The sequence below is a fragment of the Methylobacterium sp. E-066 genome (assembly GCF_022829635.1).
Classification (GTDB): Bacteria; Pseudomonadota; Alphaproteobacteria; order Rhizobiales; family Beijerinckiaceae; genus Methylobacterium.
Genome location: NZ_JAKSYO010000203.1, coordinates 69153 through 85614, shown reverse-complemented (window position 1 = coordinate 85614; position 16462 = coordinate 69153). Strand labels below are relative to the sequence as shown.

The 16462-nt window shown below is 64.1% G+C and carries 12 protein-coding genes and 1 pseudogene; 1 reads left to right on the top strand and 12 read right to left on the bottom strand.

Features of this window, described 5'->3' with window-relative positions; all coding sequences use genetic code 11:
• The 12 genes and pseudogenes from MKL20_RS30185 to MKL20_RS30130 all read right to left on the bottom strand — a co-directional run.
• Positions 1–264 (bottom strand): hypothetical protein (locus MKL20_RS30185; protein ID WP_244039778.1); only part of this gene is annotated, 264 nt, incomplete at its 3' end.
• 51 nt (positions 265–315) lie between these two features.
• Entirely contained in the window at positions 316–714 is a 399-nt protein-coding gene (locus MKL20_RS30180; RefSeq protein ID WP_244039777.1) for a hypothetical protein, read from the bottom strand.
• Positions 715–810: 96 nt separating this feature from the next.
• Positions 811–975 carry a hypothetical protein gene (locus tag MKL20_RS30175; protein ID WP_244039776.1) on the bottom strand — a complete coding sequence of 55 codons (165 nt, stop codon included), beginning with the start codon at positions 973–975 and terminating at the stop codon, positions 811–813.
• Between the two features lie 75 nt (positions 976–1050).
• Positions 1051–1563 (bottom strand): DUF4376 domain-containing protein, encoded by a 513-nt coding sequence (locus tag MKL20_RS30170; RefSeq protein WP_244039775.1) that lies wholly within the window; start codon positions 1561–1563, stop codon positions 1051–1053.
• Between the two features lie 572 nt (positions 1564–2135).
• Positions 2136–3689: pseudogene (locus MKL20_RS30165) on the bottom strand (ISL3 family transposase).
• 194 nt (positions 3690–3883) lie between these two features.
• Entirely contained in the window at positions 3884–5119 is a 1236-nt protein-coding gene (locus MKL20_RS30160; RefSeq protein ID WP_244039774.1) for a class I SAM-dependent methyltransferase, read from the bottom strand.
• Between the two features lie 90 nt (positions 5120–5209).
• Entirely contained in the window at positions 5210–6640 is a 1431-nt protein-coding gene (locus MKL20_RS30155; protein WP_313902758.1) for a mannose-1-phosphate guanylyltransferase/mannose-6-phosphate isomerase, read from the bottom strand.
• Positions 6641–6660: 20 nt separating this feature from the next.
• Entirely contained in the window at positions 6661–7629 is a 969-nt protein-coding gene (locus tag MKL20_RS30150; RefSeq protein WP_244039773.1) for an NAD-dependent epimerase/dehydratase family protein, read from the bottom strand.
• 16 nt (positions 7630–7645) lie between these two features.
• Positions 7646–8629 carry a GDP-mannose 4,6-dehydratase gene (gmd, locus tag MKL20_RS30145; protein WP_244039772.1) on the bottom strand — a complete coding sequence of 328 codons (984 nt, stop codon included), beginning with the start codon at positions 8627–8629 and terminating at the stop codon, positions 7646–7648.
• A 93-nt stretch (positions 8630–8722) separates the two neighbouring features.
• Positions 8723–9724: a GDP-L-fucose synthase family protein gene (locus MKL20_RS30140; protein ID WP_244039771.1), complete on the bottom strand. Its 1002-nt coding sequence runs from the start codon at positions 9722–9724 to the stop codon at positions 8723–8725.
• A gap of 1070 nt (positions 9725–10794) precedes the next feature.
• Positions 10795–11334 carry a hypothetical protein gene (locus MKL20_RS30135; RefSeq protein ID WP_244039770.1) on the bottom strand — a complete coding sequence of 180 codons (540 nt, stop codon included), beginning with the start codon at positions 11332–11334 and terminating at the stop codon, positions 10795–10797.
• Between the two features lie 571 nt (positions 11335–11905).
• A complete protein-coding gene (locus MKL20_RS30130) occupies positions 11906–12106 on the bottom strand; it encodes a hypothetical protein (protein WP_244039769.1) in 201 nt (66 codons plus the stop codon).
• Positions 12107–12505: 399 nt separating this feature from the next.
• On the opposite strand from MKL20_RS30130, the gene MKL20_RS30125 reads away from it, so the two are divergent.
• Positions 12506–16387: a glycosyltransferase gene (locus MKL20_RS30125; RefSeq protein WP_244039768.1), complete on the top strand. Its 3882-nt coding sequence runs from the start codon at positions 12506–12508 to the stop codon at positions 16385–16387.
• The last annotated feature ends 75 nt before the right edge of the window (positions 16388–16462 follow it).

The window sequence follows — 16462 nt, the reverse complement described above, 5'->3', positions numbered from 1 at the left end:
GTACAGGTCGCGCTCTCGTCGGTTAAACCAGCTCGCGACCCAACGGTTCGCCGCGGTATCAAGGAACGTGCCGGGTGTTCCAGGACCCGTGTAGACCATGCCGACGAGGGTGCGTGTCCCGTCGCCCGTCTTGATCTCGTGTCCGTAGGTGGCGTCGGTCGCGTGAGCGGTGGTTACGGCCTCCAGGGCCAGGGTCGACCCGTTCATGTAGGCGTAGACATAGTACAGCGTGGCTGCAGACAAGCCGGAGTTGGCTAGTGACACGCCCGCCGCCGGGATCGTGCGGTAGGCGCCGGCGACGAAAATCTGATTGCCCTAATAGGGCTTCAGCAGCAGGGCGGTCGCGCTAGAATATGCGAGCCGGCACTGGCCGAGCGGCAGCACCGCCAAACCCAGGTTGGTTCGCGCTATCGCTGCGCTCGCCACATCCGACAGGTTGTTTGCCGCGAGCAGCGCGCCGGCGGCGGCCGGGCCGAACACCACGTTCTGCCCGTTCGACTGGAGCACGGTGCCGTTGGCGCCGAGCGGTAGAGCCGCCCAGCCGGTCGCGCAGCGATAGACCAGCCCGCCTTGCGTCCCGCCGAACCCGGCGTCGAGAAGCGCCGGCAGGCTGGCGTCCTGCGCGTTGGCGGTTGAGCCGAGCAGGTTCGCCTTCAGCGTCAGCGTCGGCACCTTGGCTAGCAGGTCGTTGCTGACGCCATTGGCGATCGCCACCGTCCGATCCTGGGTTAGGTCGCCGCCGCCGGTTAGGCCGGTGCCAGCGGACACTTTGCGAGCCGGGGTGAGCGTGGCGATCCCGGCGATCTGGGTCTACAGGTCCGCGATCTGCTGGCCCAGAGCGGCCGCGTAGGTATCGCGGGCATTGAGCGCCGAGAGCAGCCCCTCGAAGATCAGGCGCACCCCGGCGCCGGTGCCGTCGTCGGGGGCGAACCCGAGGTCCAGCGTGACCGGCACGGGGGGCGTCGGTGCGGTCATCGGCGGGTAAGCTCCGGGCAGACAAAAGCCGCCCGGAGGCGGCGCGAGGGACGACTTAGGCGAGGGGCGGCTCGGTCAGGCGGCGAGGCTGGCGAAAGCCGCGTCGACCTGGGCGAGCGTGGTGATGGTCGGCGGGGTGGCGGCGAGCGCGGCGTCGACAGCGTCCTCGGCCTGGAAGCAGGCCTGGACGTGGGCGCTGACCGCGAGCGCCACCGCCTTGATCTGATCGGCGGTGAGCGTCACGAAGCCGGCCTTCGACTTGTACGAGACCGAGGCCGCACCGCTAGCCTGGCAATAGACGTAGGCGTAGGCGTTGCCGATCATCGCCTGGCTGTCGCGGTCTGTGGCGATCGCCGCACCCGCGACGGTGACGCCGCCGGTCTCCACCGCGAAGCGCTTGGCTGCCGCGTACGCCGAGAGGTCGATCGCCGGGGGCGCCTTGCCGAGCAAGTCGGCCGGGCGCTCGGTGCCGGCGTAGGGCAGCACGATCGTGGCGCCCGAGTAGGCCGCGAGCGGGCTGGTGTCGCCGTCCGCGTGGACGGCGAGCACGGTCAGGCCGTCGCCGGCCGGCTTGCAATAGAGCTGCATGGGGTTGCCTTTGGTGGAACGCGCGCTAGTTCATCTACGATTAAGCAGAGGACTAGGCGCGCTCGTGGGCGGGTCAGAGTTAGGTCGACTTTGATTAGAAATACTCGGCCTCATGCGACGAGCCTATGAGTGCACTCGTCATCAAGACATACTCTTACCGTGTTAAGGGCGCTTCGAGCAGAAAGCGACTCACCGCACTTGCCAGGGCGCTAAACACGGTCTGGAACTATGCGAACGAGATTAGTGCCCGCTCAGCTCAACGCGGGCCAGCATGGATCACTAAAGCCCAGCTCTTTAGTCTGACTAAGGGGTCTGGAAAGATCATTGGCCCGCCGTCCCAGGTCGTGCAGAAGATAGTCGAGGAGTTCGTAGCTCAGCGCCGTGCGGCGCGAAGACTAAAGCTCCGCTGGCGGGCAAGCCATAGAACGAAGCGAGCCCTTGGGTGGGTGCCGTTCACGAACCAGGACGTCGCCCTCGACGGGGCAACCGTCCTGCTGCGCGGCCAGCGGTTTCCTCTCTACTGTGTTTCGGCGTGCAACTTTGGGTCTGGCGCAATCTCGATGCAGGTTGGCTTATTGTGTGCCGATCAGCCGAGCTTCAAGCAGGTCGAGTTTGGCCCGGCCGAACATCTGCCGCTTCACAAGCTTCAGGCGGGTGATCTGCCCCTCCGTCTGGCCGTTCGACCATGATTGAGTGAGGGCCGCAGCGACAGCAGCCTTGTCCTTCAGCAGGCCGCTGGCAAAGGATGCGAGGAGGCTGCGTGCTGCAGCCTCGATCCATACGTCGAGATCGGGTCGGCGCCGTTCGCGGATCATGGTTTGGAAGCGCGACAGCAGGGACCTTGCCTCGTCGAGAGTCGGCACCCCCGTCTCGATCGTCGCCACGATGACGGCGTCCGCCTTCGTCAGGCTGTCCCGCCTCGTCGTCATCAGTCGGGAGAGGATGCGTGCTGACGGCACCTTGCCCAGCGATCCTTCCGGCGCACGCTCGCTGCGCCGGCGGCGCGTCGCCCATTCCCCAACTACCCGCAGGCTGCCGGTGAACCCGCTCTCGCGAAGCCGCCGCCAGTGCTCGGCTCCGTTATGGCAGCCGGCCGCCCACGCCGCATCGAGCTGAGGCAGATAGGCGTCCAGCCCGCTCTGGCGCGTGCGGAAGACGTCGCCGGTCAGACCGCGCCAGCACGTTGCGCACGAGCTTGCGGCTGTACCCGGTGGTCCGGGCGATTCTCTTGATCGGCATGCCCTGTCGCGACAGAGCCAGGATCGCCGCGTTGGTCGCTTGCCTCCGCAGATAGCCGTCGTATTGGAGACGCTCGGCGCAGGTCAGCCGTTCAGGATCGACCGTCGCGGCTCCCACCGCGGTGCGGATAGCGGTTATCGACTTGCGCACCGCATCGAGGAAGGCGGCGCTGGCATTCTCCATGAGATGCCAGCGGTCGGCGACCTGGATGGCGCGGGGGAGCGCCCTCGTCGTCGCCTCGCTGTAGCAACCACCGCGGTCACGGGCGACGAGGGTGATCTCGGGCTGAGTAAACAGCCACGCCTCCACCGTGCCGCTCTCGCGGTCCGGCAGGAGCGCGATGACACCCCGCCGCTCAAGGTCGCAGACCAGCGTGCCGTAGCGCTGTCCCCGGCGGAAGGCCTAGTCGTCGTTGCCGATCACGCGCGGACACTCCGTCGGCTGTGCCGCGCGGCGACGCACGGTCCGCAGCACCGTATCACGGCTCGCCGGTACCATGAGCCGACGGGTGAAGCGCGCGGCCGGTCTGCCACCCAGCGCGAGGCCAGATGGTGCACGATGCAATCCAACCGACCCGTACGCCGCCCGTAGGGAGCGGCGAGGTCCGATCCGAGACGTTCTGCGAAGATCTTGGTCCGGCAGTCCGCTCCAGCGCAACGGAAGCGGCGGACGCGGACATCAATGACGACACGCCGCCCGGCGATCGACAGATCCGATAGAGTGCGCGTGTACCGACTGCGGACGCGAGAGGAGGGCTGATCACAGCCCGGACATCGAGCCGAGGCGGCAATCGGCCGGGTGGTGATGGTCAGGCCAGCCCCAGCCTCGACATGATCGACGACGAGCCCGCCCGGGACAACGGAGCTCGGATGCAGGCTGCGAGGCATAAAAGGATCTCCGAAGGCCGAAGCCGAGATCCATCAACCCGCCTGCACCGAAAGTTAGTCAGACCCTTAAAATGGCCCCACCGCACAATGGCAATTCGAGTATAAGGTATAACAAATCTATTTAACGTCATATTGCTGGCCAAATCAAAGCTAGAGACCTCAAAATCCAATCATCGCACCGTCGTACATGGGAGCTAAATAATCTCAATTTCAGGAAATGGGAAGATGAAGCGGCCGCCACGCAGCCTGAATTCACTCTCGCGCTGAAGGATTCCATCTTTGAAGTGCCACGGCAGCACCAAGAAATAGTCAGGATTTGATGCACGCGCCTCGGCTTCGGAAATGATTGGAATACGAGTTCCGGGCGTTACTCGACCGTATTTCTCCGGGTTAACTTCAGCGATAGCTGGCACCTCGGCTTCAGTGATGCCGCAGAATTGCAATGTGACATTGCCCTTGGTGGACGCGCCGTATCCGAGCACCCTTTTCCCGTCGGCTGCCAACTCCTTCAGCAGGCGGGTCAAATCCTGCCGATGACGAAATACCCGGTCCTCGAACTCACGAAAGGGGCGCACAGTGTGCAATCCCATTCGATCTTCTTGACCCAACAGCCAGCCGATGACTGCGTCGTTGGCACGGATGCTCGACCCGGCCAGCGCGGCGGTAACGGCGAAGCTGCCACCGTTTATGCTGTTCATCTGCACATCAACGAGCCTTAGTCCGGCAGCCTCGACGATGCGCTTCACAACCCCAAGCGAATAGTACTCTAGGTGCTCGTGACAGATTGTGTCATAAGAAATGGTACGAAGCATCGCGGGCATGTAGCTTTGCTCAAAATGCCAAACGCCATCGGGCGCCAAGATCGATGCGATATCGCGTGCAAACAATATTGGATCATCAAGGTCATAAAACATGGCGATCGATGTGACGATCCGTGCGGAATGATCATGCACACTTCGGTAATTATCAGCTGAGAAAAAATCCGACACGAGCTGAATTTCACTTGGATAATACTGCCGAAATTTGTTGCCAGTCGGATCGATTCCGATACGCGTCAAGCCTTCGACGTTGTATGATTTTAGCGACGTCGCGTCATTGGAACCAATGTCGAGCACTGTATCACCAGGCGCCAGTCCGACAAGACGCTCCAGATAAGCAATTTTTTCTGAAAGATGGCGTACCATCGAGGCATTGAGACCGGATCGATATCCATAATTATCGCCGTACATCTCGCCGGAATCATAGGTGTGCGCGAGTTGTAGCAGGCCGCTATCCGGACACCAGACTAGATCAAGCGGTCCGGTGGTTACCGCCTCACCGGGCTTCGGAAAGACCCCTGTAAGTTCTTGTAATCCAAGATGCAGAACAGGGATCAGGTTTGACGACTTACTTACCCTGCATCTGTCGATTTTTTTGTACATTCCAGACATCGGAATAAGTCCTTTCGAAGCCGGCGCAGCTATTCGCGCGTTAACGGGATAAAGCCAGAATCGACACGAGCTGGCGCGATAAGCGACCCTTTACCGTCCGTAGATATCCTCGATGCGGATGATGTCGTCTTCGCCGGTGTAGGAGCCGACCTGCACCTCGATCAGCTCGAGCGGGATCTTGCCGGGGTTGCTCAGCCGGTGCATCGAGCCGATCGGCAGATAGACCGCCTCGTTCTCATGGACCAGAACCACCCGCTCGTCGATGGTGACCTCGGCGGTGCCGCGCACCACCACCCAGTGCTCCGCCCGGTGGTAGTGCTTCTGCAACGACAGGCGGCCGCTCGGCACAACCTGGATCCGCTTTACCTGGAACCGCTCGCCGATGTCGATCCGCTGGTACCAGCCCCACGGCCGGTACATCCGCAGATGCGCATCCGCCTCCGGCTCACCTTTCGCTCGCAGCGCGGCCACCAACTCCTTCACCTGCCCCGAGCGCGCCTTCGAGGCCACCAGCACCGCGTCGGGCGTGGACACCACCACCACGTCCTCCAGGCCCACCACGGCGGTCACGCCGTCGCCCTGACTGTGGACCAGGCTATTCTTCGTCTCGATCAGCGACACCCGGCCCCGCACCGCGTTGCCCGCCTCATCCTGGTCCAGAACCTGCCAGACCGCATCCCAGGTCCCGACATCCGACCACGGGAACGACACCGGCAGCACGCCGGCCTGGGCCGTCCGCTCCATCACTGCGTAATCGATTGAGATCTTGGGGGCTTGGGAGAAGGCCGCCCCATCGAGGCGCACGAAGTCGAGGTCGGTCACCGCGGCCTCCAGCGCTGCACGCGCGGCCGCGAGCACGTCCGGCACGAACGCCTCCAGTTCGGCCAGCATCAGGTCGGCGCGGAAGAGGAAGTAGCCGGAGTTCCACAGTGCCCCGTCCGCGATCAGCGCCTCGGCGCCTTTCCGGTCGGGCTTCTCGACGAAGCGGGCGACGCGAGCGGAGCCGGGCGCTTCCGCGATCGGCTCGCCGCGGCGGATGTAACCGTAGTCGGTGGCGGGGCGGTCCGGCTCGATGCCCAGCGTCATAGTGTAGCCCGCCTTCGCGCCGGCGGCCGCGCGAACCACCGCGTCCACAAAAGCTGCCGTGTCGGGCACGACGTGGTCGGCGGCCATGATCAGTACAACCGCATGCGGGTCGGTGGCCGCCGCGTGCAGCGTTGCCACCGCCACCGCCGCGGCGGAGTCGCGTCCCTGCGGCTCAAGCAGGATGTCGGCGGCCAGTCCGAGCTGGTCGCGCTGCTCGGCAACGATGAACCGGGCCTCGGCCGAGGCGATCACCGTCGCCTTCGCGAACACGGCTGCGTCCGACACCCGTGCGAGGGTCGCCTGGAACGTCGAGCGTTCCGCGTCCACCAGCCGGGCGAACTGCTTGGGCATGCTCTCCCGCGAGGCCGGCCACAGCCGCGTCCCCGTCCCGCCGCACAGGATCACGGGTAGAACTTGGTTGATCCAGTCGCGCACTTATCTCTCCGCAGCCTGTCTCACGATTCAGCGTCTGTCACCCGTGTCCGTGCATCGTCCAAGATACGCGACAGAGACACAGTTACGTCGACCTTCGGCACCCAGCCTGTGGCCTGCCGTAGGAGACGGGCGTCGCCGAACGCTAGCGGTACCTCGGATTGCCGCGCTCTTGTGGGATCGCGACGGACTTCTACGGCAACTTGGGTCAACCGCCGTAGGCCGGTCAGCATGCTCTCGATGCTTCGCGGCTTACCAGAGCATATGTTGAAAGTCTGAGGGCCATCAAATGTCTCCGCACATTGAAGAATTTTGATGTAGGCACCCACGACATCCGAAACGTCGAGGAAATCACGCTGCGCGGATAGGTTGCCCACTTCCACGAAAGGTGGTCGTTGCCCAACTTCAACTAGCGCGATCTGATGCGCGAAGGAGGCGATTGCAAAAGCCAGATCTTGTCGCGGACCGATGTGATTGAAGGGACGCAGCACGATAGGCTTTAGGCAAGTCCCTTCGGTCGATTTGAGCAACAGCTGCTCGCCCAGCCATTTGGATTGAGCATAGGCGTTCATCGGCTGCGGTGCTGTCTGCTCGGTTGCGGGGCACCCGCCGATAAACGCACGTCCGTATACCTCACCCGAGCTGACGAAAGCGAAGATGCAGGGCTCTCCAACCCGCTCGAGCGCGTCGATCAGATTGTACACCGCGCCGAAGTTGAGACGCCACATGTCAAACTTTGACGTGTCAGCGCGAACAATCGACGATTCGGCCGCAAGGTGAAGCACGTCGGTGGGCCGGAAGGTGCCGATCCGCCTCGCGACCGCGATTGAATCAATGAGGTCGAGCCGCTCGTAGGAAACTCCGTTCGGCACTTTGAGGAAGGCGCGACGTCCGACGCCTAGGATCTCGGCCGAGGCGAAGGCGTCGCGAACACCTTGGAGAACGTGGCCACCTACGAACCCCGAGGCGCCAGTGACGAGGATGCGCCTCATGTGTTGACTTGTCGGCTCAAGCGTTGGCGGTGTGGCGGCAGATATCGGCGTCGACCATCTCGGTGATCAGCGCCTCCAAGCTGGTCTGCGCCTCCCATCCGAAGGCCGCCTTCGCCTTAGCCGGGTTGCCCAGAAGCACCTCTACCTCCGCCGGCCGGAAAAACGCCGGATCAATAATCAGGTGGTCGTCGATGTTCAGCCCGACATGTTTGAAGGCTATCACGCACATGTCCCGCACCGTGGTCGTGCGGCCGGTGGCGATGACGTAGTCGTCAGGCTTGTCCTGCTGAAGCATCAGCCACATCGCCTTGACGTAGTCCCGGGCATGGCCCCAGTCGCGCTTGGCATCGATGTTGCCAAGCCGCAGCTCCTTCTGCTTGCCGAGCTTGATCCGCGCCACTGCGTCCGTGACCTTGCGGGTGACGAACTCGACGCCCCGCAGCGGGCTCTCGTGGTTGAACAGGATGCCGTTCGAGGCGTGCAGCCCGAAGCTTTCCCGGTAGTTGATGGTCATCCAGTGCGCGTAGAGCTTGGCCACACCGTAGGGCGAGCGCGGGTAGAACGGCGTCGTCTCGCTCTGCTGCGCCTCCTGGATCAGCCCGAACATCTCCGAGGTCGAGGCCTGGTAGTACCGGGCCTGGGGGGCGACCGAGCGCAGGCATTCGAGCATATGGACCGCGCCGAGACCGGTCACCTGGCCGGTGAGCAGCGGTTGCTGCCAGGAGGATGTGACGAAGGACTGGGCGGCGAGGTTGTAGATCTCGTCGGGCTTGGCGGTCTGGACGATCCGCAGGAGCGCCGACTGATCCAACAAGTTGCCGTCCACGAGTTCGACATCGCCGAGGATGCCGAGCCACTTCAGCCGGTGGTCGAAGACGCCGGCATGGCTGGAGCGGCGGACGATGCCGGTGACCGTGTAGCCCTTCTGCAGCAGCAGCTGTGCCAGGTACGCGCCGTCCTGGCCCGTCACCCCCGTGATCAGCGCACGCTTGCCCGTCATGAAATTATCCCATCTCGTTGCTGCCCGGCTGCTACGACCGCGATAGCGCTTACGTCAAGGCTGTCTTCGTCGCCCACCATAGCTTGGAGACCTTCAACTCCGGAGCGTGGGGATATTTTCTAAGAACCAGCGGTAAGTGTCCTGCAGACCGTCCTCCAGGCTTATTTGCGCCCGCCAGCCCATGGCATGAAGCCGCGACACGTCCATCAGCTTGCGCGGCGTGCCGTCGGGCTTGGTCGCGTCGAACTCCAGCCGGCCCTCGTAGCCGATCACCCGGGCCAGCACCTCCGCCAGCTCGCGGATCGTGCAATCCGCGCCGGTGCCGACGTTGATGTGCGACAGGTCCGGCCGGGTGTTGGCGGCGTAAACCGTGTCGTCCAGCTCCATCACGAACACGCTGGCGCGCGCCATGTCGTCGACATGTAGGAACTCGCGCATCGCCCGGCCGGTGCCCCAGACCGTGACGGATGGGCTTCCCGCCTGCTTGGCCTCGTGCAGGCGCCGCATCAGCGCCGGCAGGACGTGGGCGTTCTCGGGATGGAAATTGTCGTTCGTCCCGTACAGGTTGGTCGGCATCACGCTGCGGTAGCGCCGCCCGTACTGGCGGTTGTAGCTCTCGCACATCTTGATCCCGGCGATCTTGGCGATCGCGTAGGGCTCGTTGGTCGGCTCCAGCAGCCCGGTCAGCAGCGCGTCCTCGCGCATCGGCTGTTCGGCGTGCTTCGGGTAGATGCACGACGAGCCCAGGAACAGCAGACGGTCGACGTCGCTCGTGTGTGCGGCGTGAATGAGGTTCGACTGGATCAGCAGGTTCTCGTGGATGAACTCGGCTGGGTAGGCGTTGTTGGCGTGAATGCCGCCGACCTTCGCGGCTGCGAGATATACTTGATGAATCCGGTTCGCGGCGAAGAAGGCACGGACAGCGCCTTGGTCTAGCAGGTCAAGCGTATCTCGATCGGCGGTTAGGATACGCTGGTGACCGAGCTCCTGTAGCCGGCGCACGATGGCCGACCCCACCATCCCTTTGTGGCCAGCAACGAAAATCGATCCCTTTGACGCGCTTGGATTGATACTGCCCTTCGCTTCCTCAAGCATTATCTCTATCCCTTGTATAACACACCCGGAAAAACTTCGATTCGACTGACGCGATCACTCAGTGAAAACTATAGCATCAGTATCCGTCCATTTTTCTTTAACCGATTCAAGAGACCTCATCTGTTAATTCGCGATATGAAATGCCTACCGGCTTGTCTGGTCTAGGCCAGATCACCGCATCGGCGGGTAGGGTACGTGATACTGTGCACCCCATACCGATCATGGATCGTTTGTCGACGCCACCTCGCGAATGTCATAGCGAGGACGGCGGGTGAAACACCCGCTGCGACGATGAGCCGAATACGCCAAAAGCTAAAGGATGTTATCGGGCGCCTACCCTGGGTGAGGACGGATCCGACTGCCACCATCTTAACCCATTCCGGCCACTTCGCCGAGCCCGTCGATGATGCCGATTCTTCGGCAGATGTCATCGATCTAACAAGCCCGAATGATGCACCGAGGGGATGCGTCGCCGGCGGGGCTTCTGTAGGCAAGTTTGATCTTTACGTCTAATTCGATGCCCCGCCACCTGCAGTGTCGCTGAAGCCGGTAGACGAGGTCGAAACCGCGCCGTTACCCCCTGGGTACCGACAGTACCGGATCGACCACCGCGCAGGTTGGTGCTCAAATTAATTTCCTCTTTAACCAAACCTGCGCGAGCTGGATCGAACGGCCCAATCGGGCTGACCACCCGCCGTCCGCCAGCGATCGGCTTCCCGACGATCTTGGAACAGATGTGTCGTCTCACAGATCTTGGCACATAAGCTCGACCAGGTCAGTCGGCTGACAGATCGACTTCATCGTCCTCTTGCCACATGTACACCGGCAAAAAGCCCCTGCTTGACTGGGTAGGAGCACAAGGAAGCAGAGCGAGAGAGTCGACCGTATGGCTTACTTCCCGTGGTGACGCTGCACCTGAGGGGCCGTGATATGATAATAGCTGGCCGATGCCGCGATCGCGGGACGTAGCCACGATCGGCGACGGGACTTGCGACAAACTGGAAGACTCGAGGCGGAGGCCTCGAACCTCTGTATACCCAGTCATGGCGCCTCGAACTAGGAAGAGCCGCTCACTCAGCCGCGGCAGCGTCGCTATGCTCGCCGTCGGCGCTGGACGCTTCTTCATCCCGCTCGACATCGTCGGGGGCGTCATCCGTCTCGTCCTGGCTACCGTCGGCGGCGGTGAAGAAGTCGCCCTTTCGAATCGCCTCGCCACCCGTCACCATCATGCTTAGGTAGGTGTTCAGGGTGTTCGGGGCGACGTCAGGCAACCGCTCAGCGATCTCGGCATGCGTCAATCCTTGCGGCCCTGCGCTATTGAGGAGTGACTTCAAACGTCCCTTTGCCGAGTTCGATCGTGGGCCACGAGCTCCGCGGCGTCCACTCCGACCCGACATGCCCTGATCCTCGGCCGACGGGCGGACATTATCAGATGACCGAAGGATGGCCGTGTCCTTGAGCGGTACGCCCTCCACGATCGCCGTCAGCGCAGCTTCTGCTGCGCGCAGCTTGGTGAGTTCCGCTGAGATCCGATCGTGGTCGCTCTGGAGTGCAGCCCTCCGCGCTCGCACGTCGACCAGCGCCTTCGTCAGGGTATTGTCCTCAGGCATCGGGCAACCTCACTCCAAACATTGGCTCGTGCGCGGTCATAGGTCATAGGACTTTGAAAGCGTCAACAGGGAGCCCTCGGGCCGCGGAGGCCCTTTAAGATTTTGAGGACGGCTCAGTTGTTAGGCACGCATGGCCTAGCTAGCCGAAATCGAAGATAATTTTTCTGGACCCAGCGAGCATAAGCAGAGCAGCCCAACTGCAATGTGGGCATTGCCATCCAGTTTCAAAACTGCGTTTGGGACTCAGTCGTACCGATCTCATTTCGATCACGGCAAGGCTCGTTCAATTATTGCCGCCCATTGCGTCAACAGTATATCGGAGTTGAGATCGCAGACTCGCTCAATCCGTCAAACGTTTCCGACAAAGGCGGGAATAATTTAATCGACATCGACCCGCGTGATCAGCACGGCCAGTTAGAAAAATCCACATTTATGACGTCAATAATTACATCGAACTGGCTACAGATATGCTTCTGAAAAAGTTATGCATATCGCGATAGATTCGAATCGCAAATTCGATATCGGAGGCGATGTTCGTTCAGGAGTAGCCAATCTCAATATCGGCCTGGGCTCAATGCCTCGCGTCGGTGACAGGACTGGCTTCACCGGGCTCGTCCATTTCAACCCGGTCGAGGCGAAGGCGATCGAGATAGGGACGGATTGCTCGATCGCGTTCGGCGTTTGGATGACGACGAGCAATTTCCACTCGATCATCTGCTAGAGCGGCGGCATGCAGCTGAATCCGGCGAAACTCGTCCGCGTTGGCAACCACGTCTGGATCGCCAACCACGCGACGCCCCTCGAGAGATCGACCAATCTGCGATAACGCTATCATCGGGGCGCAAGCGGTCGTCACCGGAATCGTAGCCCCTAATGCGTGGCTGCTGGCAACCCCGCGCGCATCGTGCACGAGGATGTCACCAGGCTGCCGGACCTAATCTGACAGCCGGATGACGAAGGGCAGGGGACCGAAGGCATAACCTCATATTTACCAGGCGCGCCTGTTCCGATAGGGCGAGAGCGGCCTGCGAGGCGCTCGCTCGGCGCTATAATCCTCCCCCGACGCAGCCCCGCAAAGACATGCCCATCCGAGCTATAGGCCTCGACACAGCCGCCGATGACGCTCGCATGGCGGAGCGAGCCGTGCGCGCGACGATGTGAGAGGAGTGCATTGAAGAACCTCTATCGCCTGTATCACAGCTGGGCGGGTTCCAGCGGAGCGCGTTCGAGCCGCAATCCGCTGATCCGGCTCGCTGCCAGCGGCGGCCTTCCCCCGGCGAACGATATCGCGTCGGCAACGCAGCAGATCGCGGCGCTGGAGCCGTATGTCGACGCGGGCTTCTACGCGAGCTGGTACGGCATCACGGTCGATCCAGTGCGGGACTATCTCACAGTTGGCTGGCGCGAGGGCCGGGACCCGCGACCGGATTTCTGCACCGCCGACTACCTCGCCGCGCGGCCGTATCTGGCCCGGGCCGGCATCAACCCGTTCCTGCACTGGGTGACGGCGCAGCGCACCAAAAGCGGCGCCCTGCCCAAGCCCGACACCAAGCAGGCCGAGCGCCTGGCCCGCCGCCTCGTGGACGGGGCGTTCTACCTCGCCCATAATCCCGACCTGCAGGTGGCCGGCGTCGATCCGGCCGGCCACTACATGACCTCCGGCTGGCGCGAGGGCCGCGAGCCGTCGCCGTACTTCGACACCCTGGCCTATTGCCTGACCCGGGGCATCGCGTACGCGACCCAGAACCCGCTGGTGCACTACGTCCTGCACGGCGGCCCCGCCCGGCCCGAGCCGAAGGAGGAGGCGTTCGCCCTGCAAGCCGAGACGCTCGCGCCGTATTTCGACGCCGCCTACTACCGGCAGGGGCTGGACGAGCGAGATGCCCAAGCGTTCTCCGATGCGGAGCTGCTGCGGACCTACGTGACCGGCGGCTGGCGTGCGCTGCGCAGCCCGCGCCAGGATTTCGACCCAGCCGGCTTCGTACAGGCGCGCGCCAGCAGCCGGGCGGTGATCGGCGATCCGTTCTTCCGCTATGTGACCGAGACGTTACTCTCCGGCGGCACGCCGTTCTCGGCCAAGGACCAGCCACAGTTTCCCGCCGTGGACGAGGGCTGGTACAGAGCGACCTATCCGGACGCACGGGGCTTGCCCCCCTACGTGCATTTCTCGAGAGCCGGCTGGCGAGAGCTGCGCGATCCGGGAAAGGGCCGCTCGACGCTCGACGCGCTGCTGCGGGTCTGCGGCCTGCGCCCGGCGCGTCCGCCCGGCGAGGACACAGGCTGGCTCGGAGAGATCGGGCACGTGTCCCCGGACCGGGCAGCATCCCTGGATCTGCAGACCGAACTGGCGGCGCTGCATTTCGACCACGCCTTCTACCGGCGGCGCTACGGCCTGGCGGAGGACGTGGACGCGGTCCGGGACTATTGCGCCACCGGCTGGCGTCGGGGCCGCAACCCGCGCCCCGATTTCAACGGGTGGGCCTACCGCGCCCATCATCCCTACGTCGAGGCGACGGGAATTGCCCCGTTCGTCCACCACCTCGCCGCCGCGCTGCTACGTGGCACCGACCTCTCGAGCGACGCCTTCGATCCGGGCTACGGCACACCGCCCGCGGCGGAGGACGCGGATCTGCTGGAGCAGGCCCGGCTGATCGAGCCCTATTTCGACGCGGCCTGGTACCTGAAGCGCTACCCCGACACGCGCGGCTTCGAGAACGGGCCGGCCATCCACTTCCTGTCCCACGGCCAAGAGGAGGATCGCGACCCGAGCAAGACCTTCTCGACACGCTTCTATCGCCGGGCCTACGGCCATCTGTTCGCGCCGGCCGAATCGCCGGTCCTGCACTACGTCCGCACCGGCCGCGCCGCCGGGCTGATGGGCCGCCCGGAGGATCTCGGCGCCTGGCCGGCCATGGAGGCGCCCGAGCCCCACGACTGGGACGGCCTGCCCCGGGCCCTCACCCTCGCCCAGGCCCGGGTCGTCGTGATCATGCCGGTCTACAAGGGCCGCGGTGAGACCCTGCGCGCCATCCACGCCTGCCTGTCCGCCCCGCAGACCACACCCTTCACCCTGCTCGCCGTCAACGACCGGTCCCCCGATCCCGACCTCACCGCCGACCTAAAAGACCTCGCCGGCCGCGGCCTGTTCCACCTCGTCGAAAACCCGGAAAACCTCGGCTTCGTCCGCTCGGTCAACCGCGGCCTGTCCCTGCGCCAGGGCCGCGCCGTCGTCCTGCTCAACTCCGACGCCCAGGTGTTCGGCGACTGGCTCGACCGGCTCGTCGCCCATGCCGAGATGGCGGACGCGGAAGGCCGCCCGCCCGTGGGCAGCGTCACCCCGCTGTCCAACAACGCCACGATCTGCAGCTATCCGCGCTTCAACGCCAACAACACCATGGCGCTGGAGATCCCCCGGCCCGAGCTCGACCAGGCCGCCAGCACGCTCAACCGCGGCCGCTCCGTCGAGGTGCCCACCGGCGTCGGCTTCTGCATGTACATGACGGCAGAGTCCCTCGACGCGGTCGGTACGCTGGACGAAATCGCCTTCGGCAAGGGCTACGGCGAGGAGAACGACTGGTGCATGCGCGCCCGCAAGGCCGGGTTTTCGAACCTGCTCGCCGAGGACGTGTACGTCTACCATGCCGGGCAGATTTCGTTCGGGCTCGACCCGGGCGGCGAGTACGACCAGGGCCAGGCGGCGCTCTTGGCCAAGCACCCGGACTACCCGGCGCTCGTCGGCCAGTTCGTCCAGGCTGATCCGGGCCGGCGCGGCCGGGCGCGGCTCGACCTGTACCGGCTCGCCCGGCACTTCCATAGCCGGGCGATGCTGTTCGTGACCCATAGCTGGGGCGGGGGCATCCAGCGGCACATCGACGACATGATCGCCCGGCTGAAAGCCGAGGGCACGGCCGTCGTGCTGCTCTCGGTCGACCGGGCCCGGAACATCCAGGTCAACGTCTCGTATCGCAGCCGGGAGTTCGTGTACCTGCCGAGCCTGGACAGCCTGTACCTGCCGCGCGACGCCGAGGCGGTCGCCGCCTTCGTCGAGCAGCTGGCGCCGCGTCTGATCCACGTGCACTCGCTGGCGGGCCTGCGCTGGACTGCGGCCCGCGCGCTGATGGATCTGGTCGCCGGGTCGGGGCGGCCGTATGCCTGGACGCTGCACGACTTCTCGCCGGTGTGCCATCGCAACCACCTGGTGATGCCGGACGGGCGCTATTGCGGTCTGGCGCCGGTGCCGGTGTGCCGGGACTGCCTGGCCTCGGACGCGGACGGCTACGAGGAACCGGATCCGGAGGAGCGGCGGGCCGTGTTCGGGCGGTTCCTGGCCGGGGCGGCGCGGGTGTTCGCGCCGTCGCGTGACACGGCGGGGCGGATCGGCGCGGTGTATCCGGAGCTGGCGATCACGGTGCGGCCGCACGTCGAGACCGACCGGAGCGTGCGCGCGAGGGTCCTACCGCGCCCGGACCGCGTCCGCCGGGTCGCGGTATTGGGTGGCATCAGCATGCCTGAAGGCGGCCTTCTGCTTCAGGCACTGGCCGCAGACGCTCACAACCGCGATCTGGCCCTACGATTCGCGATCGTGGGTTTTTCCGATCCGATGCTTACGGGCGGCCTGGAGCGGGCAGGGGTCACCGAGACCGGCCGCTACTCCACCGACGATCCGACACTCGATCGGGTCGCGCGGGCAGCTCTACAGATCGCCGATACCGGCCAGCACTGGGAGGACGAGGAGATCTTCGACCGCCTGCCGATGGTATCCGCCGACATGGTCCTACTGCCGGCGATCTGGCCCGAGACCTATTCCAACGCCCTGACCCTAGCGTTGCGAACCGGCCTACAGGTCGTGGCCTTCGATCTCGGTGCCCAAGGCGACCGGCTGCGCACCTACCCGAACGGGCACGTGCTGCCCTACGCCTTGGCGAACAATCCGGCCGCCTTCAACGATCAGCTGCTGGCGATCGACATCTCGCCTAGCGGGCAGCACTCAGTGCCGATCCATGGGGCCGAATACGACGACCTGATACGCGACTATTACGCCCTGATGGCGTAAGGCCGCCCGATCCCGCGCATCCGATCAACGCACTTTAGCCCAGTTTCTCGTTGAAGCAGGCGGAGAAACGCAGAG

Bases quoted from the DNA above. Each gene is read 5' to 3' on its own strand.
- MKL20_RS30175 (WP_244039776.1), bottom strand. From the start codon at position 975: ATGACCGCACCGACGCCCCCCGTGCCGGTCACGCTGGACCTCGGGTTC.
- MKL20_RS30170 (WP_244039775.1), bottom strand. From the start codon at position 1,563: ATGCAGCTCTATTGCAAGCCGGCCGGCGACGGCCTGACCGTGCTCGCC.
- MKL20_RS30160 (WP_244039774.1), bottom strand. From the start codon at position 5,119: ATGTCTGGAATGTACAAAAAAATCGACAGATGCAGGGTAAGTAAGTCG.
- MKL20_RS30150 (WP_244039773.1), bottom strand. From the start codon at position 7,629: ATGAGGCGCATCCTCGTCACTGGCGCCTCGGGGTTCGTAGGTGGCCAC.
- gmd (WP_244039772.1), bottom strand. From the start codon at position 8,629: ATGACGGGCAAGCGTGCGCTGATCACGGGGGTGACGGGCCAGGACGGC.
- MKL20_RS30140 (WP_244039771.1), bottom strand. From the start codon at position 9,724: ATGCTTGAGGAAGCGAAGGGCAGTATCAATCCAAGCGCGTCAAAGGGA.
- MKL20_RS30135 (WP_244039770.1), bottom strand. From the start codon at position 11,334: ATGCCTGAGGACAATACCCTGACGAAGGCGCTGGTCGACGTGCGAGCG.